The 23,663-nt window shown below is 69.8% G+C and carries 20 protein-coding genes, 1 pseudogene and 1 riboswitch; of the genes and pseudogenes, 8 read left to right on the forward strand and 13 right to left on the reverse strand.

Annotation, left to right across the window (positions count from 1 at the left end; genetic code table 11):
• Positions 1 to 73 precede the first annotated feature (73 nt).
• From AC06E6_RS13710 to AC06E6_RS13725, 4 genes are all read right to left on the reverse strand, one after another.
• Positions 74 to 1,168, reverse strand: a complete 1,095-nt coding sequence (locus AC06E6_RS13710) for an NADH:flavin oxidoreductase/NADH oxidase (RefSeq protein WP_313255117.1) — start codon at positions 1,166 to 1,168, stop codon at positions 74 to 76.
• Positions 1,169 to 1,241: 73 nt separating this feature from the next.
• Positions 1,242 to 2,117: an NAD-dependent protein deacetylase gene (locus AC06E6_RS13715; RefSeq protein ID WP_478061698.1), complete on the reverse strand. Its 876-nt coding sequence runs from the start codon at positions 2,115 to 2,117 to the stop codon at positions 1,242 to 1,244.
• A gap of 15 nt (positions 2,118 to 2,132) precedes the next feature.
• Positions 2,133 to 2,537 carry an acyl-CoA thioesterase gene (locus AC06E6_RS13720; RefSeq protein ID WP_104939837.1) on the reverse strand — a complete coding sequence of 135 codons (405 nt, stop codon included), beginning with the start codon at positions 2,535 to 2,537 and terminating at the stop codon, positions 2,133 to 2,135.
• Positions 2,538 to 2,637: 100 nt separating this feature from the next.
• On the reverse strand, positions 2,638 to 3,597 hold the full coding sequence (locus AC06E6_RS13725) for a ribonucleotide-diphosphate reductase subunit beta (protein ID WP_240212556.1): 960 nt from the start codon (positions 3,595 to 3,597) through the stop codon (positions 2,638 to 2,640).
• Positions 3,598 to 3,772: 175 nt separating this feature from the next.
• Between AC06E6_RS13725 and AC06E6_RS13730 the strand changes: the two genes are divergently transcribed.
• A complete protein-coding gene (locus AC06E6_RS13730; protein WP_275692527.1) occupies positions 3,773 to 4,129 on the forward strand; it encodes a four helix bundle protein in 357 nt (118 codons plus the stop codon).
• Positions 4,130 to 4,192: 63 nt separating this feature from the next.
• Here the strand turns inward: AC06E6_RS13730 and AC06E6_RS13735 are convergent, their stop codons facing one another.
• Entirely contained in the window at positions 4,193 to 6,502 is a 2,310-nt protein-coding gene (locus tag AC06E6_RS13735) for a ribonucleoside-diphosphate reductase subunit alpha (protein ID WP_240212557.1), read from the reverse strand.
• A 267-nt stretch (positions 6,503 to 6,769) separates the two neighbouring features.
• Positions 6,770 to 6,993, reverse strand: a riboswitch (cobalamin riboswitch).
• A gap of 267 nt (positions 6,994 to 7,260) precedes the next feature.
• Between AC06E6_RS13735 and AC06E6_RS13740 the strand changes: the two genes are divergently transcribed.
• On the forward strand, positions 7,261 to 8,070 hold the full coding sequence (locus tag AC06E6_RS13740) for a DUF2884 family protein (RefSeq protein ID WP_240212466.1): 810 nt from the start codon (positions 7,261 to 7,263) through the stop codon (positions 8,068 to 8,070).
• A gap of 151 nt (positions 8,071 to 8,221) precedes the next feature.
• Here the strand turns inward: AC06E6_RS13740 and AC06E6_RS13745 are convergent, their stop codons facing one another.
• The 3 genes from AC06E6_RS13745 to AC06E6_RS13755 form a co-directional block, all read right to left on the reverse strand.
• The gene (locus tag AC06E6_RS13745) at positions 8,222 to 9,700 is read right to left on the reverse strand and encodes a vWA domain-containing protein (RefSeq protein ID WP_240212467.1); all 1,479 of its coding nucleotides are present in this window, start codon (positions 9,698 to 9,700) and stop codon (positions 8,222 to 8,224) included.
• Between the two features lie 129 nt (positions 9,701 to 9,829).
• Positions 9,830 to 10,924, reverse strand: a complete 1,095-nt coding sequence (zapE, locus tag AC06E6_RS13750) for a cell division protein ZapE (protein ID WP_104940297.1) — start codon at positions 10,922 to 10,924, stop codon at positions 9,830 to 9,832.
• A 2-nt stretch (positions 10,925 to 10,926) separates the two neighbouring features.
• Positions 10,927 to 11,598, reverse strand: a complete 672-nt coding sequence (locus tag AC06E6_RS13755; protein ID WP_056932714.1) for an alpha/beta hydrolase — start codon at positions 11,596 to 11,598, stop codon at positions 10,927 to 10,929.
• A 58-nt stretch (positions 11,599 to 11,656) separates the two neighbouring features.
• Between AC06E6_RS13755 and AC06E6_RS13760 the strand changes: the two genes are divergently transcribed.
• Together AC06E6_RS13760 and AC06E6_RS13765 are read left to right on the forward strand one after the other, a co-directional pair.
• A complete protein-coding gene (locus AC06E6_RS13760) occupies positions 11,657 to 12,520 on the forward strand; it encodes an EamA family transporter (protein ID WP_240212468.1) in 864 nt (287 codons plus the stop codon).
• Between the two features lie 79 nt (positions 12,521 to 12,599).
• Entirely contained in the window at positions 12,600 to 12,971 is a 372-nt protein-coding gene (locus AC06E6_RS13765; RefSeq protein WP_313248911.1) for a MerC family mercury resistance protein, read from the forward strand.
• 48 nt (positions 12,972 to 13,019) lie between these two features.
• On the opposite strand, the gene AC06E6_RS13770 is transcribed toward AC06E6_RS13765, so the two are convergent.
• From AC06E6_RS13770 to AC06E6_RS13780, 3 genes are all read right to left on the reverse strand, one after another.
• The gene (locus tag AC06E6_RS13770; protein ID WP_478061700.1) at positions 13,020 to 14,747 is read right to left on the reverse strand and encodes an ExeM/NucH family extracellular endonuclease; all 1,728 of its coding nucleotides are present in this window, start codon (positions 14,745 to 14,747) and stop codon (positions 13,020 to 13,022) included.
• A 75-nt stretch (positions 14,748 to 14,822) separates the two neighbouring features.
• Positions 14,823 to 15,344, reverse strand: a complete 522-nt coding sequence (locus tag AC06E6_RS13775) for a c-type cytochrome (RefSeq protein WP_104939843.1) — start codon at positions 15,342 to 15,344, stop codon at positions 14,823 to 14,825.
• Positions 15,345 to 15,452: 108 nt separating this feature from the next.
• The gene (locus AC06E6_RS13780) at positions 15,453 to 16,079 is read right to left on the reverse strand and encodes a TetR/AcrR family transcriptional regulator (protein ID WP_240212471.1); all 627 of its coding nucleotides are present in this window, start codon (positions 16,077 to 16,079) and stop codon (positions 15,453 to 15,455) included.
• Positions 16,080 to 16,221: 142 nt separating this feature from the next.
• Between AC06E6_RS13780 and AC06E6_RS13785 the strand changes: the two genes are divergently transcribed.
• The 3 genes from AC06E6_RS13785 (at position 16,222) to AC06E6_RS13795 (ending at position 21,482) form a co-directional block, all read left to right on the forward strand.
• Entirely contained in the window at positions 16,222 to 17,385 is a 1,164-nt protein-coding gene (locus AC06E6_RS13785; RefSeq protein ID WP_478061702.1) for an isovaleryl-CoA dehydrogenase, read from the forward strand.
• A gap of 149 nt (positions 17,386 to 17,534) precedes the next feature.
• Positions 17,535 to 19,145: a carboxyl transferase domain-containing protein gene (locus AC06E6_RS13790; protein ID WP_240212473.1), complete on the forward strand. Its 1,611-nt coding sequence runs from the start codon at positions 17,535 to 17,537 to the stop codon at positions 19,143 to 19,145.
• 354 nt (positions 19,146 to 19,499) lie between these two features.
• Positions 19,500 to 21,482, forward strand: a complete 1,983-nt coding sequence (locus tag AC06E6_RS13795) for an acetyl/propionyl/methylcrotonyl-CoA carboxylase subunit alpha (RefSeq protein WP_240212474.1) — start codon at positions 19,500 to 19,502, stop codon at positions 21,480 to 21,482.
• A gap of 342 nt (positions 21,483 to 21,824) precedes the next feature.
• On the opposite strand, the gene AC06E6_RS13800 is transcribed toward AC06E6_RS13795, so the two are convergent.
• Positions 21,825 to 22,988: a putative peptide maturation dehydrogenase gene (locus AC06E6_RS13800; protein ID WP_240212475.1), complete on the reverse strand. Its 1,164-nt coding sequence runs from the start codon at positions 22,986 to 22,988 to the stop codon at positions 21,825 to 21,827.
• A gap of 101 nt (positions 22,989 to 23,089) precedes the next feature.
• Between AC06E6_RS13800 and AC06E6_RS13805 the strand changes: the two genes are divergently transcribed.
• Complete coding sequence (locus AC06E6_RS13805; protein ID WP_161614505.1) at positions 23,090 to 23,446, forward strand: NHLP-related RiPP peptide; 357 nt, start codon at positions 23,090 to 23,092, stop codon at positions 23,444 to 23,446.
• Here AC06E6_RS13805 and AC06E6_RS13810 read toward each other — a convergent pair.
• Positions 23,386 to 23,663: pseudogene (locus tag AC06E6_RS13810) on the reverse strand (putative peptide modification system cyclase); the annotation flags it as partial. The gene AC06E6_RS13805 and the pseudogene AC06E6_RS13810 sit on opposite strands and share 61 nt — an antisense overlap.

Here is a 23,663-nt window from a genome sequence, read left to right on the forward strand (position 1 = left end):
CCGGGGAAACCAACTGGGCCTCCCGTCGCTGCGGGGCTTGCCCCGCAGAGCCCCTGCCCGGCGGGCCCGGCACCTACCCGAACAGCGCGCGCAGCCCGTGCGGCTGGCAACGCAGGTACTGCGGCGCGGCGTGTACCTGCGCGCCAAGCTCGGCTGCCGCGTGCCACGGCCAGCGCGGGTCGTAGAGGATGCCGCGGGCGATGCCGATGGCGTCGGCATGGCCTTCGGCCAGGATCGCTTCGGCCTGGCGTGGCTCGGTGATCAGCCCCACCGCCATCACCGGCGTGGCGACCTGCGCCTTGATCGCACTGGCCAGCGGCACCTGGTAGCCCGGCGCCACCGGAATCTGCTGGCGCGGGTCCAGGCCGCCGCTGGAGACGTGGATGAAATCGCTGCCGCGTGCTTCCAGTGCGCGGGCCACGGCGATGCTCTGCGCCAGGTCCCAGCCACCGTCCACCCAGTCGGTGGCGGAGATCCGCACGCCTACCGCGACACCCGCCGGCACTGCCGCGCGCACCGCGTCGAACACCCGCAGCAGCAGGCGCATGCGGTTGTCCAGCGAGCCGCCGTAGTCATCGTCGCGATGGTTGCTCAACGGCGACAGGAACTGGTGCAGCAGGTAACCGTGGGCGGCATGGATCTCGATCAGTTCCAGGCCCAGCCGCGCCGCGCGCCGCGCGGCCGCGGCGAAGGCCTCCACCAGCGCGTCGATGCCGGCCGCGTCCAGCGCCTGCGGCACCGGATCGCCGGCGTTGAACGGCAGCGCCGACGGCGCCAGCACCTGCCAGCCATGCGCCTGGCCGGGGGCGATGGCGCCACCGCCGTCCCAGGGCCGCGCGGTGGACGCCTTGCGCCCGGCATGCGCCAGCTGGATGCCGATGGGCATCTTCGACCAGCGCCGTACCGCGGCCAGCACCTCGCCCAGCGCCGCCTCGGTAGCATCGTCCCACAGCCCCAGGTCGGCCCAGCTGATGCGGCCGCGGGGTTCGACCGCCGTGGCCTCCAGGATCAGCAACCCGGCGCCGGACTGCGACAGCGTGCCCAGGTGCTGGGCATGCCAGCTGGTGGCACGGCCGTCATCGGCCGAGTACTGGCACATCGGGGCGATGACGATGCGGTTGGACAGCGACAGGGGGCCGAGCGACAGCGGCGAGAACAGAAGGCTCACGTGGGGGTGATCCGCTTGTGGGGGGCGCCCATTGCACTCCCGCCCGGCGGGTCGATTCAACCGGCGCGGTGGATCACTGCGTCTTGGCCGCCGCCCAGCTGCCGTCGAGCAGGAACGCCAACGCCTGCGCGCATGGCTGCTCCACTTTCAGCGACAGCAGCGCGTCGGCGCGGGTCCGGCCGAGGTTGACCGCGGCCACCGGCAGCCCGGCCCGGGCCGCGGCATCGACGAAGCGGAACCCGGAATAGACCATCAGCGACGAGCCGACCACCAGCACCGCGTCGGCGCGCTGCAGGTGCGCATGCACGTCGGCCACGCGTTCGCGCGGCACGTTCTCGCCAAAGAACACCACATCCGGCTTGAGCAGGCCGCCACAGGCCAGGCAGTCCGGCACCACGAAGCCGCTGAAATCGCCCTCCAGGTCGGCGTCGCCATCGGGCGCCTGTGATGCTTGTGCAGTCGCCCACCCGGGGTTGGCCTCGAGCAGGCGCTGCTGCAGTGCCTCGCGCGGCGAGCGCGCGCCGCAGCCCATGCAGCGCACCTGATCCAGCCGCCCGTGCAGGTCGATCACACGCCGGCTGCCGGCGCGCTGGTGCAGGCCGTCCACGTTCTGGGTCAACAGCAGTTCCACCCGGCCGGCCGCCTCCAGCGCGGCCAGCGCCTGGTGGGTGGCATTGGGCAGGGCGTAACCGAAGCGCGGCCAGCCGGCCAGGCTGCGCGCCCAGTAGCGCCGGCGCACGGCCGCGTCGGCCATGAACGCGCGGTAGTCCACCGGCGGCGTGCGCTTCCACTGGCCGTCGGCATCGCGGTAATCGGGAATGCCCGAATCGGTGCTGCACCCGGCGCCGGTCAGCAGCAGCAGCCGCCGGTGGCGGGCGACGAATGCCGCCAGCCGCGCATCCGCCGCGCCCGGAACGTGGATGCCGGCGTCATCCGGCCGCACCGCCATGGTCCGGCCCTCCGCTCAGGCCTGCGCCGGCAGCGGCGGCACCGAGGTCGGGCGCCCGTCGGCATCCAGCGCCACCATCACGAAGTGGCCGCGCGTGCACAGCTTGCGCTCGCCGCTGTGCAGGTCCTCGGCGATCAGCTCGACCTGCACCGTCATCGAGCTGCGCCCGACCTCGACCACCCGGCCGACGGTTTCGACCATCTCGCCGATGCGGATCGGCAGCTTGAAGTCCACCTGGTCCGAATGCGCGGTAACCACGGTGCGCCGCGAGTAGCGCGCGGCGGCCAGGAAGGCCGCCTTGTCCATCCATGCCATCGCCTGGCCGCCGAACAGGGTGCCCAGGTGGTTGGTGTGGTTGGGAAAGACGATCTCCACCATGCGCACTTCGGTGGGCGGGACGATGCTGGGCGTGGCATTCATGGCGACGGTCGCGGCAGTGGGGGCAGGAGCGGATGATACGCAGCGCCGGGCACCGGCGGCGTGACGCCTGCGCCCCGCCGCCCCACCCCGGCGCCCCGCCTCAGAAATTCATGTCGAAGGCGACTTCGCCCTGTACGCCGACCTGGTAGGCCGAGACCCGGCGCTCGAAGAAGTTGGTCAGCTCCTGCACGTCCTGCAGCTCCATGAACGGCAGCGGGTTGCGCACGTTGTACCGCTTGGCCATGCCGAGCTTGACGAAATGGTTGTCGGCGCAGTGCTGCAGGTACTGGCGCATGTCGCGGGTGGAAATACCGGCCACGCCGCCGGACAGCACGTCCTCGGCGAACTGCACCTCGCATTCGATGGCCTCGGACAGCATCTCGTAGACCTGGCGCTCCATCGCCGCGTCGAACAGGTCCGGCTCCTCGGCGCGGATGGTGCGCACGCATTCGAAGGCGAACTCCATGTGGCAGCTTTCGTCGCGGAACACCCAGTTGGTGCCCGATGCCAGCCCCGGCAGCAGCCCGCGCGAGCGGAAGTAGTACACGTAGGCGAACGCGGCGAAGAAGAACAGGCCCTCGATGCAGGCGGCGAAGCAGATCTGGTTGAGCAGGAACTGGCGGCGCTGCTCGCGGGTCTCGATGCGCTTGAGCCCCTGGATCGAGTCGATCCACTTGAAGCAGAAGTCGGCCTTCTTCTTGATCGAGGCGATGTTCTCCACCGCGGCGAAGGCCCGGAAGCGCTCTTCCGGGTCGGGCAGGTAGTTGTCCAGCAGGGTCAGGTAGAACTGCACGTGCAGCGCTTCTTCATACAGCTGGCGCGACAGGTACATGCGCGCTTCCGGCGCGTTGAGGTGCTGGTACAGGTTCAGCACCAGGTTGTTGGAAACGATGGAATCGCCGGTGGCGAAGAACGCCACCAGGCGGTGGATCAGGTGGCGGTCGGCCGCGGTCATCTTGTGGTGCAGGTCGGTGATGTCGATCTGGAAGTTGATCTCGTCGACCGTCCAGCTGTTCTTGATCGCATCGCGGTACATGTCATAGAACTGCGGGTAGCGCATCGGGCGCAGGGTCAGTTCGAAGCCCGGGTCGAGAAGACGAGGAGTGAGTGAAGAGGAGTGAGGAGCGAGAGGGGTCACTGCAAGGGTATCGGCTGACGAAGACATACGAAAATTCCTTATTTTTTGGCTTTCCCGGGAAGGTGAGGCTGGGGCCGGATTCGCCCCCCGGGAACGCATGCATTACCAACGAACTGTTCTCTGGCGGAAAGCCATGAAGCTGGCGCTTTCCGTCTACAAGCTGGTGCCCGGACTTCCGCGCGAAGAGGTTTACGGGATGCGGAGCCAGCTCACCCGTGCCGCCATTTCCATTCCTGCCAACATTGCCGAAGGCTGGACCGGCGAGAGTTCCGCAGAGAAGGCGCACTTCCTTGCGATAGCACACGGCTCACTGTCCGAAGTGGAAACACTGCTGACATTGTGCGAAGACCTGTATTGGTTTCCCCACGACCAGACAACAGGCGCGCGCAGTCTGATCGAGGAAACCAGCCGCATGCTGACCAGCATGCGGCGCAGACGAAGAAGAGAAAGATGAAATGACGGTGGCTTTTTGCCGTTGCTCCTTCTCACTCCTCACTCCTCTTCATTCACTCCTGCCTCACTGGCAGGCCTCGCAGGCTTCCGGGTTCTCCAGCGAGCAGGCGACGGCTTCGGCCGGGGTGTAACTGCTGACCGTGGTCTTGGCGATCCGGGTGGCCGGGCGCGAGCGCAGGTAGTACGTAGTCTTGATGCCCTTCTTCCACGCGTACATGTACATGGACGACATCGCGCCGATGTTCGGGCTCTCCATGAACAGGTTGAGCGAGGCGGACTGGTCGATGAAGGCGCCGCGGTCTGCGGCCATGTCGATCAGCGCGCGCATCGGCAGTTCCCACGCGGTGCGGTACACGCCGCGCAGCGCCTCGGGGATCTGCGGCAGGTTCTGGATCGAGCCGTCGGCCAGCTTGATCGCGTCGCGCATCTCCGGCGTCCACAGCCCCAGCTGCTTGAGCTCGCCGACCAGGTAGCGGTTGACCTGCAGGAAGTCGCCGGACAGGGTCTCGCGCTTGAACAGGTTGGATACCTGCGGCTCCACGCACTCGTAGCAGCCGGCGATCGAGGCGATGGTCGCGGTCGGGGCGATAGCGATCATCAGCGAGTTGCGCAGGCCGTGCTTGGCAATGCGCTCGCGCAGCGCGTCCCAGCGCGCGGCGTCGGCCGGCACCACGCCCCAGGCATCGAACTGCAGCTCGCCGCTGGCGGCGCGGGTGTCGTTGAACGAGGGGTGGCGGCCGCGCTCCTGCGCCAGCTCGCACGAGGTTTCCAGCGCGTGGTAGTAGATCGCCTCGGCGATCTTCGCCGACAGCGCGCGCGCGGCGTCCGAGTCGAACGGCAGGCGCTTGCGGAAAAACACGTCCTGCAGGCCCATGCAGCCCAGGCCGACCGGGCGCCAGCGCAGGTTGCCGCGGCGCGCGGTCTCGATCGGGTAGAAGTTCAGGTCGATCACCCGGTCGAGCTGGCGCACGGCCAGGCGCACGGTCTCGGCGAGCTTGTCGAAATCGAAATCGCCATGCGCGTCCAGGTGGTTGCCGAGGTTGATCGAGCCCAGGTTGCACACCGCTGTCTCCTCGGCCGAGGTGACTTCGAGGATCTCGGTGCACAGGTTGGACAGGTGGATGACGTTGCCGGCGCGCAGGGTCTGGTTGCTGGCCTTGTTGCACTTGTCCTTGAAGGTCATCCAGCCGTTGCCGGTCTCGGCCAGGGTGCGCATCATCCGCGCGTACAGCTTGCGCGCCGGCACGGTCTTGACCGCCTTGCCCTGGGCCTCGGCCTGCAGGTAGGCGCGTTCGAACGCCTCGCCGTACAGGTCGGTGAATTCCGGCACCACGCGCGGATCGAACAGCGACCACGGCTGGTCGGCCTCCACCCGCTGCATGAACAGGTCCGGCACCCAGTTGGCGAGGTTGAGGTTGTGGGTGCGGCGGGCATCGTCGCCGGCGTTGTCGCGCAGCTCCAGGAAATCCTCGATGTCGGCATGCCAAGTTTCCAAGTAGACGCAGGCCGCGCCCTTGCGCTTGCCGCCCTGGTTGACCGCGGCGACCGAGGAGTCGAGCGTCTTCAGCCACGGCACGATGCCGTTGGAATGGCCGTTGGTGGACTTGATCAGCGAACCGCGCGAACGCACCCGGGTGTAGCTCACGCCGATGCCGCCGCTGAACTTGGACAGCTGCGCGATGTCGCCGTAGCGGGCATAGATGGACTCGAGCGAATCCTGCGGCGAATCCAGCAGGAAGCACGACGACAGCTGCTCGTGGCTGGTGCCGGCGTTGAACAGGGTCGGGCTGGACGGCAGGTAGTCCAGGTTGCCCAGCCGCTGGTACAGCGCCAGCGCCTCGGGCACGTCCTCGGACAGCGCGCTGGCGATGCGCAGGAAGAACTGCTGCGGCGTCTCGATCACCTTGCGGGTGTGCGGGTGGCGCAGCAGGTAGCGGTCGTACAGCGTGCGCAGGCCGAAGTAGTCGAAGTTGAGGTCGTAGCCCAGGTTGACCGCATCGTTGAGCTTGCGCGCGTTGACCTGCACGAAATTGAGCAGGCGCTCGTTGATCAGGCCCACCTCGTGGCCGCGGGCGACCGACTGCGAGAACGCGTGGATCTCCTGGCCGGATACTTCCTTGGCGATGAAATTGGCCAGCAGGCGCGCGGCCAGGCGGCCGTACTCGGGCTCCTCGCCGATCAGCAGCGCGGCGGTGCGGATCGACAGTTCGTCCAGTTCCTGGGTGGTGGCGCCGTTGTAGAGGCCGGAAATGGTGCGAGTGGCCACGCGCATCGGATCGACCGCATGCAGGCCGTCGCAGCAGCGCTGGATCGCGCGGACGATCTTGTTCAGGTCCACCGGCTCGGTGCCGCCATTGCGCTTGGTCACGCTCATGGCGGTGGCGGTCGGCGGGGGGGTCAGTTCGAAGCCGGCCTCGGCAGGGGCAACGGCGGTATCGGTGGCGGTCACGGCAATGCGTCCTCATGGCGTGGTGCACGCGGCGCCTGCCCTCGCAGGAACCAGGGGGGCCGGTGGCGGGCGACAAGCATGGAAGGACGGCGTCGCAGCATCCGCGACGGGCACGACCCGAGGTCGCCACCGGCGCTGCCGCGTCGCCAGCCGTCTTCCCCTCGAAGACTCCGCAGCCGGCACCGCGCGCTGTGCTTCGCGCGGCTGTCGGCAGGTCTTCGGACTCATGGGCGCGGAGGCGGGGGCCTCCTCCTACTTCCGCCGCTTCCCAAGGCATCGGGCCTCAGTGCTAGGTGGCGGGTTCGTTCCCAATTACCGCTGCGGGGCAGTGCCGGACTGGCCATTGAAGGCGTCACCGGCTTCCCTTTCAATCCGGCGGGGAGCAACCCGCCAGAACCGACGGGCCACAAGATAGTGGGGGTGACCGGCCAGGTCAACGCCAAATATTGTGGATAGCCGCGCTCCCCTTGTGGCACAAGCGATCGCTTCCGGAGCGGCAGGCCGGCACGGGACTGACGGCTCATCAGGACTGCGCAGTCAACCCTTTGGAGGCCAATTGGCGGGTAGGAAAACACCTCACGCATTCATCGTCCGATACCCCGGTTGCAGCGCCATGACTTCCGGCGGGCGCCCGGCCACGGCGCGGCCGGCGATCCTGTCGGCCCTTCGAATGGATTCCCCGCATGCGCCGCCTGCTCCTCGCCGCTGCCCTGCTCGCCCTGCCATGCCTGTCCGCGCAGGCCGGCCCGGTGAAGCCGCCGGCGCTGTCGTCCACCCAGTGCGGGGTCAGCACCGATTACGACGTGCTGGTCGACGGCGGCGGCATCTGGCTGCGGCAGCGCGACGCCAGCCCGCGCGAGATCGTGTTCCACGATGGCGAGCTGAGCATCGACGGGCGCATGCAGGTGGTCAGTGCCGCGGACGCGCAACGCCTGCGGGTGCTGGAGACCGGGGTGCGTCAGTTGATGCCGGCGGTCACCGGCATCGCCAATGAATCGGTGGGCATCAGCTTCGACGTGCTGGACATGGTGTACGGCTCCATGACCGGCAACTTCGATTCGCGCAAGGTGCGCGCGCTGCGCAGGGACGCCGAGCGCTTCGTCGCCTCCACCATCGGCCGCGGGCGCTGGGAGCAGGAGCTGTTCGGCGAAGGTTTCGAACAGCGCGTGCAGGCATCGGCCGAATCGCTCAAGGGCTCCCTCGCCCGCGGCCTGCTGTGGACCCTGCTCACCGGCGGCGAAGAGCGCATCGAGAAACGCACCGGGAAGATGGAAGCGGAGCTGGAGCCGAAGATCGAAGCGCGCGCCCGCGCCCTGGAGCAGCACGTGCAGTCCCTGTGTACCCAGGTCCTGGCGCTGGACCGGGTGCAGTCGGCGCTGGAGTTCCGCTACGACGGCCAGCCGCTGCGGATGATGAACGTCGGCGGCGGGGTACCGGCCACGGCGCCGATGGCGAAGGAACAGGCACCGGACAACCGCATCGAGCTGCCCTAAGCCCTTCTCCCCGCGGGAGCGGGGTCGGGGTGAGGGCGGTCAGGGCCGATGGTTCACCGTCGTCGACGCCGCCCCCTGATCCGCGCTTCGGGCGGCTTCTCCCGCGGGGAAAAGGATCCCCCCGGCCGACGACACGACGCCGGCGCTGCGCTCACCCCTGCGGCAGCTGCGCCAGTTCCTCGCGCACCAGCCGCAGCACCAGCGCGTCCAGCGTATCCACCGAATAGTCGGCCACATCGTGCACGGTTTCGCGACCCGGCCCGCTGCCCGGGTCGGACGCAACCTTGTAGGTGAGGAAGATGAAGCGCCCGCCGGTGTACTGGGCGATCTGCCGCTGCACGATCTCGCCGGTGGTGTCCTGCCCCGACGCGGCCACGCTGAACACCTTGATGCCCTTGCCCAGCGCCGCCAGCATGGTCTGGTCGTAGTGCGGCGGCGGATAGTCCATGTGCGGCGGTGCGTCGGCCAGCGACACCAGCAGCCGCGTGGTGGCCGGTCCGCGCCAGTCCAGCGCCTGCACCGCATGCGCGAAGGCTTCGTTCATCGCCTCGGGCATGTCGCCGCCACCGCCGGCACGCACCCCGTCGAGCACCTGCTGGAACGCGGCGACGTTGCCGGTGAGGTCCCAGCTGCGCACGAAGTATTCGTCGCCGCGGTCGCGGTAGGTGACCAGGCCGAGGCACACGTCCGGGCGCGACGGCAGTTGCTCGATGCCGCGCACGATGTCGCGCAGCGAAGCGCGCAGCTTGTCGATCTCGTCGCCCATCGAGCCGGTGGCATCGACCATGAACACCAGGTCCAGGCGCGCGCGCGGGATCGCCGCGGCGGTGGGCAGGCGCACTTCCAGCGCGTCCTTCTGCCCGCGCCGCAACTGCGCCCGGGCCTGCTGCCCGGCGCGGCGCACGTCGACCCGGTAGCTGGCCGAATCGCGGTCGTCGAAGGCATTCAGGTGCAGCCAGGCCTGGCCGCCGGCATCGGTGCGCGCCCACATGCGCGCGCCATTGGCCGCGGAGACGGCGACCTCGGCATCGGGCACCGGCCGGCCCTGCGCATCGACCACCCGCAGGCGCTGGCGCACCGACACGTCGCGCCCCAGCCGCGCCGCCTCGGGGTGGCGCTGCAGGAACTGCTGGAACCCGCCGAAGTCGGCGTTGTCATCGACCACGCCGGCGGTCACCGGCGTGGCCGGGCGCTGCATCGCCGGTGGCGACGACGCGGCGGGCGCGTCCGCCACCTCCGATACCCTGACCGCCGCGTCGACGGCGATCATGGGGGCCGGCGGCGGAGGCGGCGGCGCCATCTCGTGCAGTTCCCTGCGATGCGGAACCTTGCCGACCAGGGTGGGGATCTCGCGCACCCGCTCCGGTGGCTGCGGGTCCGGGTCCGGCACCTCGCGCATCCGCGGCATGTCGCTGCACACGCTGGCCGCCGGCGCGCGGAAATCCGCGGTGGTCTGGCGCCGGCGCGTGGGCACGGGCGCCTGCAGGTCGGGCTGCACCACGGCGGGGGCGGGCGCCGGTGGTGGCCACCGCGGCTCGCCGGCGAGCGCCGGCAGGCCGGCCAGCAGCGTCAGCGCGAACGCCATCGAACGTACCGGCGGACGCCGGAAGGCCATGCTTGCGTGCTTCATCTGCGTACTCCGTTGCTTGCGGGGTGGGCCGCCGCGGCGGCAGGCACGGAACAGAACGGATGGTGGCAAAGAACGGGGTTGGCGGCGCATGCCGCGGCCGGGGGTCGGCCCCGGCACGCGGCCAGCGGGCTACAGGCGGTGGGCGGTTCCCAGGTACTCGGCACTCTGCATCTCGATCAGGCGGCTGGCGGTGCGCTCGAAGGCACCGGCCAGGCGGGTGCCGGAATAGAGCAGCGGCGGCGGGTCCTGCGCGGTGCACACCAGGTTCACCTGGCGGTCGTAGAGCTCGTCGATCAGGTTGACGAAGCGCCGCGCGGCATCTTCGTTCAGGCGGTCGAAGTGCGGGATGCCGCCCAGCAGCACGGTGTTGAACTCGCGCGCGATCTCGATGTAGTCCGACGGCCCGCGCGGGCCTTCGCACAGCGCCGCGAAATCGAACCAGACGATGCTCTTGCCACGCCCGCGCACGGGGATCTTGCGGCCCTCGATCTGGATGTTGCCGGCGCGCGCGTCCTGGCCGCCGCTCAGCTCCTTCCAGCGCCGCTCCAGCCAGGCGTCGCTGTCGCCTTCCAGCGGCGCGCGGTACACCGGCGAGCGGGTCAGCGCGCGCATGCGGTAGTCCTCGGTGCCTTCGGCGTACAGCTCCACACAATACTTCTGCAGCAGGGCGATGGCCGGCAGGAAGCTGTCGCGCTGCAGGCCGTTGAGATACAGGTTCTCCACCGCGGTGTTGGAGGTGGTCACCAGGGTCACGCCTTCGGCGAACAGCCGTTCCAGCAGGCGCGCCAGCAGCATCGCGTCGCCGATGTCGGTGACGAAGAACTCGTCCAGCACCAGCACCCGCAGCCTGCTGCGCCATTCCTGGGCGATCTTGGCCAGCGGGTCGCTCTGGCCCTGGTGTTCGCGCAGGCGCTCGTGGATGCCGCGCATGAAGCGGTGGAAGTGGGTGCGGTACTTCTGCTCGATCGGCAGGCCGTCGTAGAACAGGTCGACCAGGAAGGTCTTGCCGCGGCCGACGCCGCCCCAGAAATACAGGCCCTTGACCGGCCCGGGCTTCTTCCAGAAGGCCGACAGCCGGTCGAGCCAGCCGTCCTGCGCCGAATCGACGATGGCCTCGTGGATGCGGTCCAGTTCGGCCAGTGCCGGGTGCTGGGCCGGATCGTCGCGCCAGTCGCCACGGGCCACGCCGGCGGCGTAGCGCTGCGAGGGGGTCGTCGCCTCCATGCTCAGCAACTGCCGTCGGGCAGCCAGCGCCGCACTTCGTGCTGGATCGCGCCGCGCAGGTCGATCAGCTTGCGATGGAAGAAATGGCTGGTGTCGGGCATGCGCACCAGCTGAGGCGGGTCGGCCAGCGTCTCCAGCCACGCATAGACCGCCTGCGCGTCGACCACCTCGTCGGCGTCGCCCTGCACCACCAGCCACTGCGCCGGCGGCTGCAGCGCGTCGAAATCCCAGGTGCGGCGGCCGACCGGCGGCGCGATCGAGATCAGCGCCTGCGGCGCCAGCGCGCCACTGGCGCGCAGCGAGACGTAGGCGCCGAAGCTGAAACCGGCCAGCCACAGCGCGCAGTCCGGGCGCTGTGCGCGCACCCAGGCCACCACCGCGCGCAGATCGTCCTGCTCGCCTTCGCCGTTGTCGTAGCTGCCGGCCGAAGCGCCGACACTGCGGAAATTGAAGCGCACCGTGGTGATGCCCAGCTCGCGCAGGGCGCGCGCGGCCATGGTCACCACCTTGTTGTGCATGCTGCCGCCTTCGGTGGACAGCGGGTGGCAGATGACGGCGACGACCGGCCGCGCGGCGACATCGCCCTCGGGCGGATCGACCGCGACCTCGAGCGGCCCGCACGGGCCCTCGAGCATCAGCACCGCCGGTTCGCGGGGAAAGGAAGGATTGCTCATGCCGCCATAATACCGGCCCCCTTCACCGGCTTCACCGCCATCCCCGGTAGCGACGGCAATGCACTTCCTGATCCTGAGCGTGATCTGCAGCGTGCTGGTCTCGGTCCTGCTGAAGCTGGCGCCGCGGCGCGGCATCGACATCGCCCAGGCCGTGACCTGGAACTACCTGGCGGCCAGCGTGCTGTCGCTGCTGCTGCTCAGGCCATCGCTGCAGTCGCTGCGCGACGGCCATGCGCCGTGGCCGGCGCTGCTGGGCCTGGCGCTGGCGCTGCCGGGCATCTTCCTGGTGCTGGCGCGCGCCGTGCGCGAAGCCGGCATCGTGCGCAGCGACGTGGCGCAGCGGCTGTCGCTGCTGCTGTCGCTGGGCGCGGCGTTCGTGCTGTTCGGCGAACACGCCAATGGCTGGAAACTGGCCGGGCTGGGGCTGGGCCTGTTGGCCATCGTCGGCGTGAGTGCGCGCAGCGGCGAGCACGGCGCCGGCACGGCGTCGAGCTGGCACTGGCTGCTGGCGGTATGGGCCGGCTTCGCGCTGATCGACATCCTGCTCAAGCAGGTGGCACTGGCCGGCACCCCGGCCACCGCGGCGCTGCTGGCCAGCTTCGCCATCGCCTTCGTGCTGATGCTGGGCTGGCAGCTGCTGCGCCACTACCGCGGCCGCCAGCGGCTGCAGGCGCGCAACCTCGGCTTCGGCCTGCTGCTGGGCGCGATCAACTTCGGCAACATCCTGTTCTACGTGCGCGCGCACCAGGCGTTGCCGCACAGCCCGGCCACCATCTTCGCCGGCATGAACATCGGCGTGGTGTGCCTGGGCGCGCTGATCGGCGTACTGGCCTTCGGCGAGAAGACCAGCACCTGGAACCGCCTGGGCCTGGGCCTGGCGGTGGTGGCGATCGCGCTGATCGCGCGCGGCGCGCAGGGCTGAGCCTGCAGAACGGCCTCCTTGTCCAGGGGATTACCCACCCCCCTTTTTATGTTACTTTGTAACAAATGGAGCCGATCCGATGAAGCATGCCGCCGCCCTGTTCGATGTCTCCGCCCTCGCCCTGTCCGGCCTGTGCCTGCTGCACTGCCTGGCGCTGCCGCTGCTGGCCGCGCTGCTGCCGCTGCTCGGCACCTGGAGCGAGGCCGAATGGGTGCATGGGCTGTTCGTGCTGATCGCCGCGCCGCTGACCAGCTACGCGCTGTGGCGCGCGCATCGCCACCGCCCGCTGCCGGCCGCGCTGTGGCTGCTGGCGGGCACCGGGCTGGCACTGCTGCTGGCCGGGGCGTGCGGCGGGCTGGGCGGGCGGGCCGAAACGCCGCTTACCGTCGCCGGCAGCCTGGCACTGGCCAGCGCCCACCTGTGGAACGCGGCGCGGCGGCACGCGCACTGAGGGGCACCGGCCCCAGGCACATGACACCGGCGCCCGCTTCGCCCGGGCTCAGGGATCGAAGCCCAGCAGCAGCGGGTCGTGGTCCGAGCTGCGCCACGGGCCGGGTACGTTGCGCCCCTGGTAGCCGGCGTCGTCGGCTTCATCGGCGTTGATGTGCCATTCGGCCGCGCCCTTCAACCGCGCCGCCATGCCCGGGTTGAGCAGCGCGTGGTCCAGGCGCCCGGTCAAGCCGTTGTAGACGTAGCTGTAGGGCTGGGGCACGCCGGCCACCTTGAACGCGTCGCGCCAGCCATCGGCCTGCAGCTGGCGGATCGGTGCTTCCATCGCATAGGCGTTGAAGTCACCCAGCAACACCGCATCGACGCTGCCACTGCCGGTCGGGTCGCGCTGCAGCCACTGGTGCAGCAGGCGCGCCGATTCCACCCGGGTGGCGGTCCAGCAGCCCTGGCCGTCGTTCTGGTCGGCGTCGGCGCCACTGGCCTCGCTGCAGCCCTTGGATTTGAAATGGTTGGCCACGACCACGAACGGCCGGCCCTTGCGGCCCATGCGGAACGCCTGCGCCAGCGGTACCCGGCTGCGCTCGCCGAACGGCTCGCGCTCCAGCACCGCCGGCTTGCCCACCGGCGCCACCCGCGCGGCGCGGTAGATGATGCCCACGCGGATCGGGTTGTCGCCCGGCCCCTTGCCGGCGTCGACGAACGCCCAGTGGCGGTCCTTGCCCTGCCCCTCGTTGAGTGCGCGCACCAGCCCGGCGATCGCCGAGTCCGGGCCGTAGCCGTCGTTCTCCAGTTCCATCAGCGCGGCCACGTCCGCGTCGAGGCCGCGGATGGTGGCGACCAGCTTGGCCTGCTGCGCCTGGAACTGCGCGAACGTCTTGGCGCCGCGCAGGGTCGGGAAGCCGCCGCCGTGGCCATCGCCGTTGAAGTAGTTCTCCAGGTTGAATGCGGCGATGCGCAGTGCGCCGGCCACCACCGGCGGCTGCGGCCGCTCGATCGCCGGCACCGGCAGCGCGGCGGTCAGCTGCAGGCGGTAGTCGCCGTCATGGCGCTGGTCGACCACGCCCTCGACGCCGCGGAACACCATGCCGGTGCGCAGCTGCGCGGCCTCGGGCAGGTAGGACACGCGGCCCGGATCGCGCTGGCTGCTGCCGTCGTCCAGGCGCAGCCGGCGGCGCGCGTTGTCGGCTACCAGCGCCGCGTTCTCCGTGGTGCCGGCGGCGGCCAACTCGGTCGGCTGCCACAGCCGCCCGTCGAAGGCCACGGCCAGCTCGCCGTGACGCGCCAGCTGGTCCTGCCCGGCCAGGGTCAGCGGTGCGGTGATGCGCACCTTCATCCCTTCCAGCGCTTCCCAGCTGGCGGGCACGGCGTCCAGCACGGTGACCGCGGGCGCGGGGCGGGCACGGGCCGCGGCCAGCGTCTCGGCCTGCAGCGCGGTCAGGGTCTGGCCGCCCTTGCCGGCCGCCAGCTCCTGCACCGTGCCGGTGACACGCAGCCACTGCCCCGCGGGCAGCACGCGCGCCGGGTCCAGCTGCACGAACAGCGCATCGGACGTGGCCGGATCGCCATCGCCGGCATCCTGCAGGAAGACGCCGCCGAGCCCGGCGCGCAGGTCGGCAGTGACGAACCCCTCGATGGTGACCTGGCGCCCTTCCAGCGGGCTGCGCGGGCCACTGCCCTGCACTTGGCCGATGGCGGTGACCGCCGGCCCCCGGGCGAGCGCCTGCGGCACAAGGGCCAGGGACAGCGAGAGGGCGAGCAGCGGGGGAAGATGGCGCATGGGGCGGACTCCAGAACGGCGGAAAGCAAAGCGCCGCCCGGGAGGGCGGCGCCGCGTGTCCATGATGGGCACGTTTTATTTCAGGTTTGCCAGCATCCAGTCGACGGTGGCGTGGATCTGCTCGTCGCTCAGGCCGGCGTTGCCACCCTTGGGCGGCATCACCCCGCCGTCGGGGCCGGTATAGCCCTCGATGGCGTGCTTGTAGAGCGTCTCCTTGCCTTGGGCGATGCGCTTGTCCCAGTGCGCATGGTCCAGGGTCGGCGCCATGCCCACGCCGGTCAGGTGGCAGGCGGTGCACAGCTTGTCGAAGATCACCTTGCCATCGAGCGTGCCGCCGTAGGCGCCGCCCGCGGCCGCGGCCTGCGCTGCCGCGGCTTCGGCCGCCGCGGCCTGCGCCGCGGCGCCGGTGCTGCCCGCGTAGACCGCGCCGGCCGGGGCGATGCGCTGCTCGACGCGCGCGACCGCCTGCGGGGATGCTTCGGTGGGAATCGCGCGCTGCAGGAACGACGCGAAGATGATCAACCCGACCGTGACGACAGCCAAGATGGCGATCACGATGGAGAAGCGCTTCAGGAACTGCAGGTCGTAATTCCGCACGTATCAACACCCCTGGCAAGTAGTCGGTGGACCACAGCTACCGGCGGAGTATAGACCAGCGCCCCCACCCACCGGCAACGGGCACCGGTGGCCACGGGCCGGCCGCGATCAGGCGCGCTGCGCGCCGATGCCGGCACCGGCCGCGCGCAGGCACAGGGCCCCGATCGCCTCGACCAGCGGCTCGCCACCGCGCAGTCCGTCGCGGCTGGGCGCGGTCGGGCCGACCAGTGCCTCGGTGAACGCACCGACGATGCAGGCCGCGCCCACGTCCAGGTCCTGCGGCGGGAACTCGCCGCTGCGCACGCCGTCGCCGAGGATGCGTTTGAACACGTCGCCGAACAGGCGGCGACAGCGGATGCGCTCGGCCTCGACCTCCGGGTCCACCGGTTCGGCGATGAAGGCATAGGCCAGCGCCGGCCCGGCCAGTGCACGGCGCACGAAGGAGGCCACCGCCTGCTGCAGGCGCAGCGCCGCCGGCTGCGGCTGGTCGGCGATGGCCGAGAGGATGTCCAGCTCATGCTCGACCGCGGCGGTGAGCACTTCCACGAACAGGTCGGCCTTGGACGGGAAATGGCGATAGATCAGGCCGGTGGATACCCCGGCCTCGGCCGCCACCGCGGTGACCGGCGCATTGCGGTAGCCGCCGGCGGCGACCAGCCGGCGGGCCGCGGCCAGGATCGCCTCGCGGTTGCCGGCGAGGCGCTTTTCCATCAGTTCCGAACGTTTGTAGGCCATGGGCTGATTCTAGGTTCAATTATTGAATTTGTATTCACTTTTTCATGGAGACCGGCTAGGCTGCGCGTAAACGCCCGTGCCGACGGTCCGCCCGTCCCCCTCCCGGAGCGCCCACCCGTCCTGCCGTACCGGAGCCGCCCCCATGCACGTCCCCACCCTTTCCTTCGATCTCGGCGAAGAGATCGACATGCTGCGCGCGAGCGTGGCCCAGTTCGCCGCCGCGCACATCGCGCCGCTGGCGGCCGCTGCCGACGCCGGCAACCAGTTTCCCGATGCGCTCTGGCGCCAGCTGGGCGAGCAGGGCCTGCTCGGCATGACCGTGGAGGAAGAATACGGCGGCAGCGGCATGGGATATCTCGCCCACGTGGTGGCGATGGAGGAGATCTCGCGCGTCTCCGGCGGCATCGGCCTGTCCTACGGCGCGCACTCCAACCTGTGCCTGAACCAGCTGCGCAAGAACGCCAGCGAGGCGCAGAAGCACAAGTACCTGCCCAAGCTGTGCAGCGGCGAGCACGTCGGCGCGCTGGCGATGAGCGAACCGGGCGCGGGGTCGGACGTGGTGTCGATGAAACTGCGCGCCGACCTGCGCGGCGACCACTACGTGCTCAACGGCAACAAGATGTGGATCACCAACGGCCCGGATGCCGACGTGCTGGTGGTCTACGCCAAGACCGACCCGGAGGCCGGGTCGCGCGGCATCACCGCCTTCATCGTCGAGAAGGGCATGAAGGGATTCTCCACCGCGCAGAAGCTGGACAAGCTGGGCATGCGCGCGTCCAACACCTGCGAGCTGGTGTTCCAGGACTGCGAAGTGCCGGTGGAGAACGTGCTCGGCGAGGTCGGCGGCGGGGTCAAGGTGCTGATGTCCGGCCTGGACTACGAACGCGTGGTGCTGTCCGGCGGCCCGCTCGGGCTGATGGCCGCGGCGCTGGACGTGGTGCTGCCGTACGTGCACGAGCGCCGGCAGTTCGGCGAGGCGATCGGTACTTTCCAGCTGATCCAGGCCAAGCTGGCGGACATGTACGTGGGCCTCAACGCGTGCCGCGCATACGTGTATGCGGTGGCCAGGGCCTGCGACCAGGGCCGCACCACCCGCCAGGACGCTGCCGGCGCGATCCTGTACTCGGCCGAGAAGGCCACCTGGGCCGCCGGCGAGGCGATCCAGATCCTCGGCGGCAACGGCTACATCAACGAGTACCCGGCCGGGCGCCTGTGGCGCGACGCCAAGCTGTACGAGATCGGCGCCGGCACTTCGGAAATCCGCCGCATGCTGATCGGGCGCGAGCTGTTCCAGCGCACCGCGTGATCCAGGCCCGGCGACCGCCGGACCTCTCCCCGGGGGCTGGCGGGTGAACGGCATCGACGGGGTTCGCGCATCATGATCCCGGCGCGCCCCGCACCCGCCCTTCGGACGCCCCCACCGACGGCACCCAGGCCACCGCAGGAACCACTGCCATGAGCGTACTGAAAACCCAGCTGCAGCCCGGCAGCGAGACATTCGAAGCCAACCGCGCGGCGATGCAGGCGCTGGTCGACGACCTGCGCGCCACCCTGCAACGCACCGCGCGTGGTGGCAGCGATGCGGCCCGGGCCAAGCACACCGCGCGCGGCAAGCTGCTGGTGCGCGAGCGCATCGACGCGCTGCTCGATCCCGGCAGCGCGTTCCTCGAGATCGCGCCGCTGGCCGCGCACGGCATGTACGACGACCCGGTGCCGGGCGCCGGCATGGTCGCCGGCATCGGCCGTATCGAGGGCGTGGAATGCCTGGTCGTCGCCAACGACGCCACGGTCAAGGGCGGCACCTACTACCCGGTGACGGTCAAGAAGCACCTGCGCGCGCAGGAGATCGCGCAGCAGAACCACCTGCCCTGCATCTACCTGGTCGATTCCGGGGGCGCGTTCCTGCCGCTGCAGGACGAGGTGTTCCCCGACCGCGACCACTTCGGGCGCATCTTCTACAACCAGGCCAACCTGTCGGCGCAGGGCATTCCGCAGATCGCCTGCGTGATGGGCAGCTGCACCGCGGGCGGTGCCTATGTGCCGGCGATGAGCGACGAGACGGTGATCGTCAAGGAACAGGGCACCATCTTCCTCGGCGGCCCGCCGCTGGTGAAGGCGGCGACCGGCGAAGTGGTCAGCGCCGAGGAACTGGGCGGGGCCGACGTGCACACGCGCATTTCCGGCGTCGCCGACCACATGGCCGACAACGACCTGCAGGCGCTGGCGCGGGTGCGTGCCATCATCGCCAGCCTCAACTGGCGCAGGCCCGAGCCGCGCGTCGCGCTGCAGCCCGCCGACGCGCCGCTGTTCGATGCGCGCGAACTGTATGGCGTGATCCCCAGCGACACCCGCAAGCCCTATGACGTGCGCGAGGTGATCATGCGCATCGTCGACGGCTCGCGCTTCGACGAGTTCAAGCCGCGCTACGGCAACACCCTGGTCACCGGCTTCGCCCACGTGCATGGGCACCCGGTCGGCGTGATCGCCAACAACGGCATCCTGTTCTCCGAATCGGCGCTCAAGGGCGCGCACTTCATCGAGCTGTGTTGCCAGCGCGGGATCCCGCTGCTGTTCCTGCAGAACATCACCGGCTTCATGGTCGGCCGCAAATACGAACACGGCGGCATCGCCAAGGACGGCGCCAAGCTGGTGATGGCGGTGGCCAACGCGCGCGTGCCCAAGTACACGGTGGTGATCGGCGGCTCGTTCGGCGCCGGCAACTACGGCATGTGCGGCCGCGCCTATTCGCCGCACTTCCTGTGGATGTGGCCGAACGCGCGCATCGGGGTGATGGGCGGCGAACAGGCCGCCAGCGTGCTGGCCACGGTCAAGCGCGACGGTATCGAGGGCAAGGGCGGGCAGTGGCCGGCCGACGAGGAGGAGGCGTTCAAGGCGCCGATCCGCGAGCAGTTCGAACGCCAGGGCCACCCGTACTATGCCAGCGCGCGGTTGTGGGACGACGGGGTGATCGACCCGGCCGACACCCGCCGCATCCTCGGCCTGGCGCTGGCCGCCAGCCTCAACGCGCCGGCGCAGGACACGCGCTTCGGCGTGTTCCGGATGTGAGGCCGTCGGCATGACACGCATCGAGCCGGACGCCTACGCTTGTGCTCTGGCTCTTGCGGCTGCCTTCGCTTTCCCGGGTTCCCTTCCGCAGCGACGCAGCCGACGGAGAGGACCCGGAGGGCGACGTGCATGGATGCACGTCGTTTTTCGACACGACACGGATGTCGTGTCGAAAAATCCCGGCGGCGAAGTGGACCCGGCGCGCGCAGCGCGTTGGGCGCGGAGGCAGGGCGTGCTTTCTTTTGGCTACCTTTTCTTTGCACGAGCAAAGAAAAGTAGCTCGCTCCCCGGCAGGGGAGTGAAAGCTCTTCAATACTTCAAGCTGCCACCGCGCAGCACGTCATGGAATACGCCATGTTCGACAAGATCCTGATCGCCAACCGCGGCGAAATCGCCTGCCGCGTCATCGCCACCTGCCGCCGCCTGGGCATCGCCACCGTGGCGGTGTATTCGGACGCGGACCGCGACGCGCGGCATGTGCGGCTGGCGGATGAAGCCGTGCGCATCGGCCCGGCGCCGGCGGCGGAAAGCTACCTGCGCGGCGACGCCATCCTCGACGCCGCGCGCCGCAGCGGCGCGCAGGCGATCCATCCCGGGTACGGCTTCCTGTCCGAGAACGCCGGTTTCGCCCGCGCCTGCGCCGAGGCCGGCATCGTCTTCATCGGCCCGCCAGCCAGCGCCATCGATGCGATGGGCGACAAGAGCGCGGCCAAGGCGCTGATGCAGCAGGCCGGCGTGCCGCTGACGCCCGGCTACCACGGCGACCGCCAGGAACCGGCGTTCCTGCGCGCGCAGGCCGACGCCATCGGCTACCCGGTGCTGATCAAGGCCAGCGCCGGTGGCGGCGGCAAGGGCATGCGCAAGGTCGAGGCCAGCGCGGATTTCGACGCCGCCCTGGCCAGCTGCCAGCGCGAGGCGCAGTCCGCGTTCGGCAACGCGCACGTGCTGGTGGAGAAGTACATCGAACGGCCGCGGCACATCGAGATCCAGGTGTTCGGCGACAGCCATGGCAACGTCGTACACCTGTTCGAGCGCGACTGCTCGGTGCAGCGCCGCCACCAGAAGGTGCTGGAAGAAGCCCCGGCACCGGGCATGACGCCCGAGCGCCGCGCGGCGATGGGCAAGGCCGCCACCGACGCCGCGCGCGCGGTCGGCTACGTCGGCGCGGGCACGGTGGAGTTCATCGCCGCACCCACCGGCGAGTTCTGGTTCATGGAAATGAACACCCGCCTGCAGGTCGAGCACCCGGTGACCGAGATGATCACCGGCACCGACCTGGTGGAGTGGCAACTGCGCGTGGCCGCCGGGCAGCCGCTGCCGAAGACCCAGGCGCAGCTGGCCATCCGCGGCCACGCCATCGAGGCGCGGCTGTACGCCGAGGATGCCGACCGTGGGTTCCTGCCCTCCACCGGCACCCTGCGCCACCTGCGCCTGCCGCCGCCCGATGCCCACGTGCGGGTGGACGCCGGGGTCGAACCGGGCGATGCCATTACCCCCTACTACGACCCGATGATCGCCAAGCTGATCGTCTGGGACGAGGACCGCGACCGGGCCTTGCTGCGCATGCGGCGCGCACTGGCGCGCTGCCAGGTGGCCGGCGTCACCACCAATGCCGCGTTCCTGCACCGGCTGGTGGCAACCGCCTCCTTCCGCCATGCCGATCTCGACACCGCGTTGATCGAGCGCGAACGCGACGCGCTGGACATCACCCAGCACGCCGCGAGCGACGCCGACTGGGCCGTGGCCGCGGTACTCGCCAGCGGGTCAGGCGCCGCAACGCCGGCCGATGCGTCTGCCTGGTCCATCGCCGACGGCTGGCGCCTGACCGGCCCGGCCGCGCGCGCGGTCACGCTGGAATACCTGCAGCAGCAACGCACGCTGCGGGTGCGCCGCGACGCGGACGGCTGGCAGGTCCACGGCGGCGACGGCGATCCGCTGCGGGTCGACGGCAAGGCGGACGGAGTGAGCTACGCCCTGCAGGCCGGCGGCCGCCTGTACCGCGGCGACGTCCTGCACGACGGCAATGCGCTCTACCTCTTCGGCGAAGGCGGCCAGCGCCGCTTCACCGTGCACGATCCGGTCGCCGAGGCCGACGCCGGCAACGACCACGGTGGCAGCCTGCTGGCGCCGATGCCCGGCAGGGTCATCGCGCTGCTGGTTGAGCCGGGCAGCAGGGTCACCCGTGGCACCGCGCTGCTGGTGATGGAAGCGATGAAGATGGAACACACCCTGCAGGCGCCGGCCGACGGCGTGGTCAACGGCTACCGCGTGCGCGGCGGCGACCAGGTGGGCGACGGCGCGGTGCTGGTGGATTTCGAGGCGGGCCCGGAAAGCTGATCCGCACATTGTCCCGGAGGCGATCAGGTTGCAACCATCATCAGAATCGGGATAACCGGGGCATGATCGGTGCGGCGGTGCGACTTGCCCTCACTGCCAGCAGGACCGCATCCATCCCATGTGATCGCTGGCCATCGCCCCACCATGCGACTCGCGGGGCGATGGGCGCGCCATGCACCATCCCCGGGCGCACGCCTGGCCGGATCCGGTTTGACCGCCTTCAGCCAGGCAACTCCCGGCGCAGGTCCGCTGGCGACCAACAGGCCTGACCGGCGGATCGAAGAGGAGTCGTCGTCAAGAATCCGCGTCGATGCGCGCCAGTGCCGCGGCGGCGGCCACGATTCATTCGGCTCGTTCCCAGACCCTGCCTCCGGGATCGAACTCGGCGACTTCCTGTAGCGCGGCGCGCCAGCCGAATCCACCCACTGCGACCGGTCCGTCACACAAGGGCGCCAGGCCGAAGGCACGCTCCAGCTCGCCTTCGTTGATCGCCGCGGTCACAAACGCTCCCAGGCCCAGGTCGGTGGCGCTCAGGCACAGCGTCTGCGAAAGGTGGCCAACGTCCATCAGTAACGCGCGGTAAGCCTTGGGGTGGTCGCGGTACTTCCAATAGCTGCGCGCCACGCGAGGCGCATAGATCACCAGCACCGGCGCCTGGGCAAACCACCACTGCCCCGCCAGTGCCCTGCGCGCCAGCTCATCCAGCGGCATGGCCGGGGCGGGCAACGGACGCAGGGCATGCACGTGTGGGCGGTAGTGGTACAGGCCTGGCGGCACGCCCTGCACCCGTTGCACCAGGAGGTAGGCCTCGGTGGCATGCAACCCTCCACCTGAGGGAGTATGTTTCTTCAGGAACTCGATGCCTTCGCCCGCGACCACGCTGCCCTGCGCGGCGAAGACGCGGTCCAGCATCCGCGCGAACATGGCCTGCTCCAGTTCCCGCCCGCTATCGAAGTTGCGGCACGTGGTGCGTCTTTCGAGCAGCCTGTCCAGGCTGTCGGCGGGGACACGCTGCAGCGGGATGTCCGGGCCGCAGCCCTCCCGTTCGACCACAGCCGGCGGCGGTGTGCCGCAGGTACGTAGCAGGCCGGCGACCGTATCCATGCCCAGCCGCTGCATCGAGGCCACGCTGTCCACGCCGCTCCAGCAACTGGCCTTGTGCACGACCGCGGCCAGTGGCCACCAGTTCAATGCGCGGTGGCGTTCATCGGCCGCGCACTGCGATGCAAAGCGGGGCTCATCGGAAATCAGCAGTCCTGTTTCCAGCAGGCGCGACAGGATGTCCTCTGGCATGGCATCGGCCACGCTCCACAGCTGCGGACTGAAACGCCCCAGCCATGCCATCTCTGCCTCCGACACCTCGATTTCCTGCTCGAGGTGCGGCGCCAGTGCGAGCCAGCGACGGGTACGCGCGACCCCCACACCGCCAGCGAGCAGCCCGGCCAGATCAAAACTCGCAGTCTCCCGCGATTCAAAAAAAACGCATGCACAGCGACGCACGTTCATGGGTATGATCCTCATGCCGCGCAGGGGGGCGCTGCATATCCATACAACTTCAAGAAGCCGGTCAAGCGCCCCTGGCGCCCCCCAACCGGACAGGGGGAACAATGAGCAACGGCTCCAACAATGACGACGCTGCGGCTGGCCATCCCGGCCTGGATGCGGTGATGGCGGACACGCTGCTGGAAAAGCTGTCCAGCGATGATGCATTCCGTGCGCTTTTCCACGAAAACCCCATCCAGGCACTGGCCGATCTTGGCGTGGATGCGGCGCAGGCGCTGGCGCCCATGACGCCTGCCGCGGGCGATCCGTTCTATTGCATGACCACCACCCGGCTGGCCAGCAAGGAAGAGATCGCCGCCGCCCGCAGCGAGCTGCAGGCCCACCTCACGCGGGCGGGTAATCACGCGGTGGTCTTCTGCTTCGAGGCCGAGAGGATCGCCTCGGCCCTGGACAGCAACTGAGGAGACAGCACCGAGGCAGGCCACTGCCGCAGGAACGCCTGCATTTCGGCAGTGGCCTGGCTGTGTTTCCCCTGTGCCGCCAGCGATTCGGCAAGCCACAGCCGCGCGAGGCGCGAGTCGGCTACGTTGAGGGGCTGCAGTGCCTGGGATGCATTGGCTTCGATGTAGGCAAGCCCACGTTGCTTCAGCAGCCAGCGTGCCTGTGTTTCAGCTTCGG

It is taken from the genome of Stenotrophomonas sp. Steno-Z10-HUANG (genome assembly GCF_056393075.1).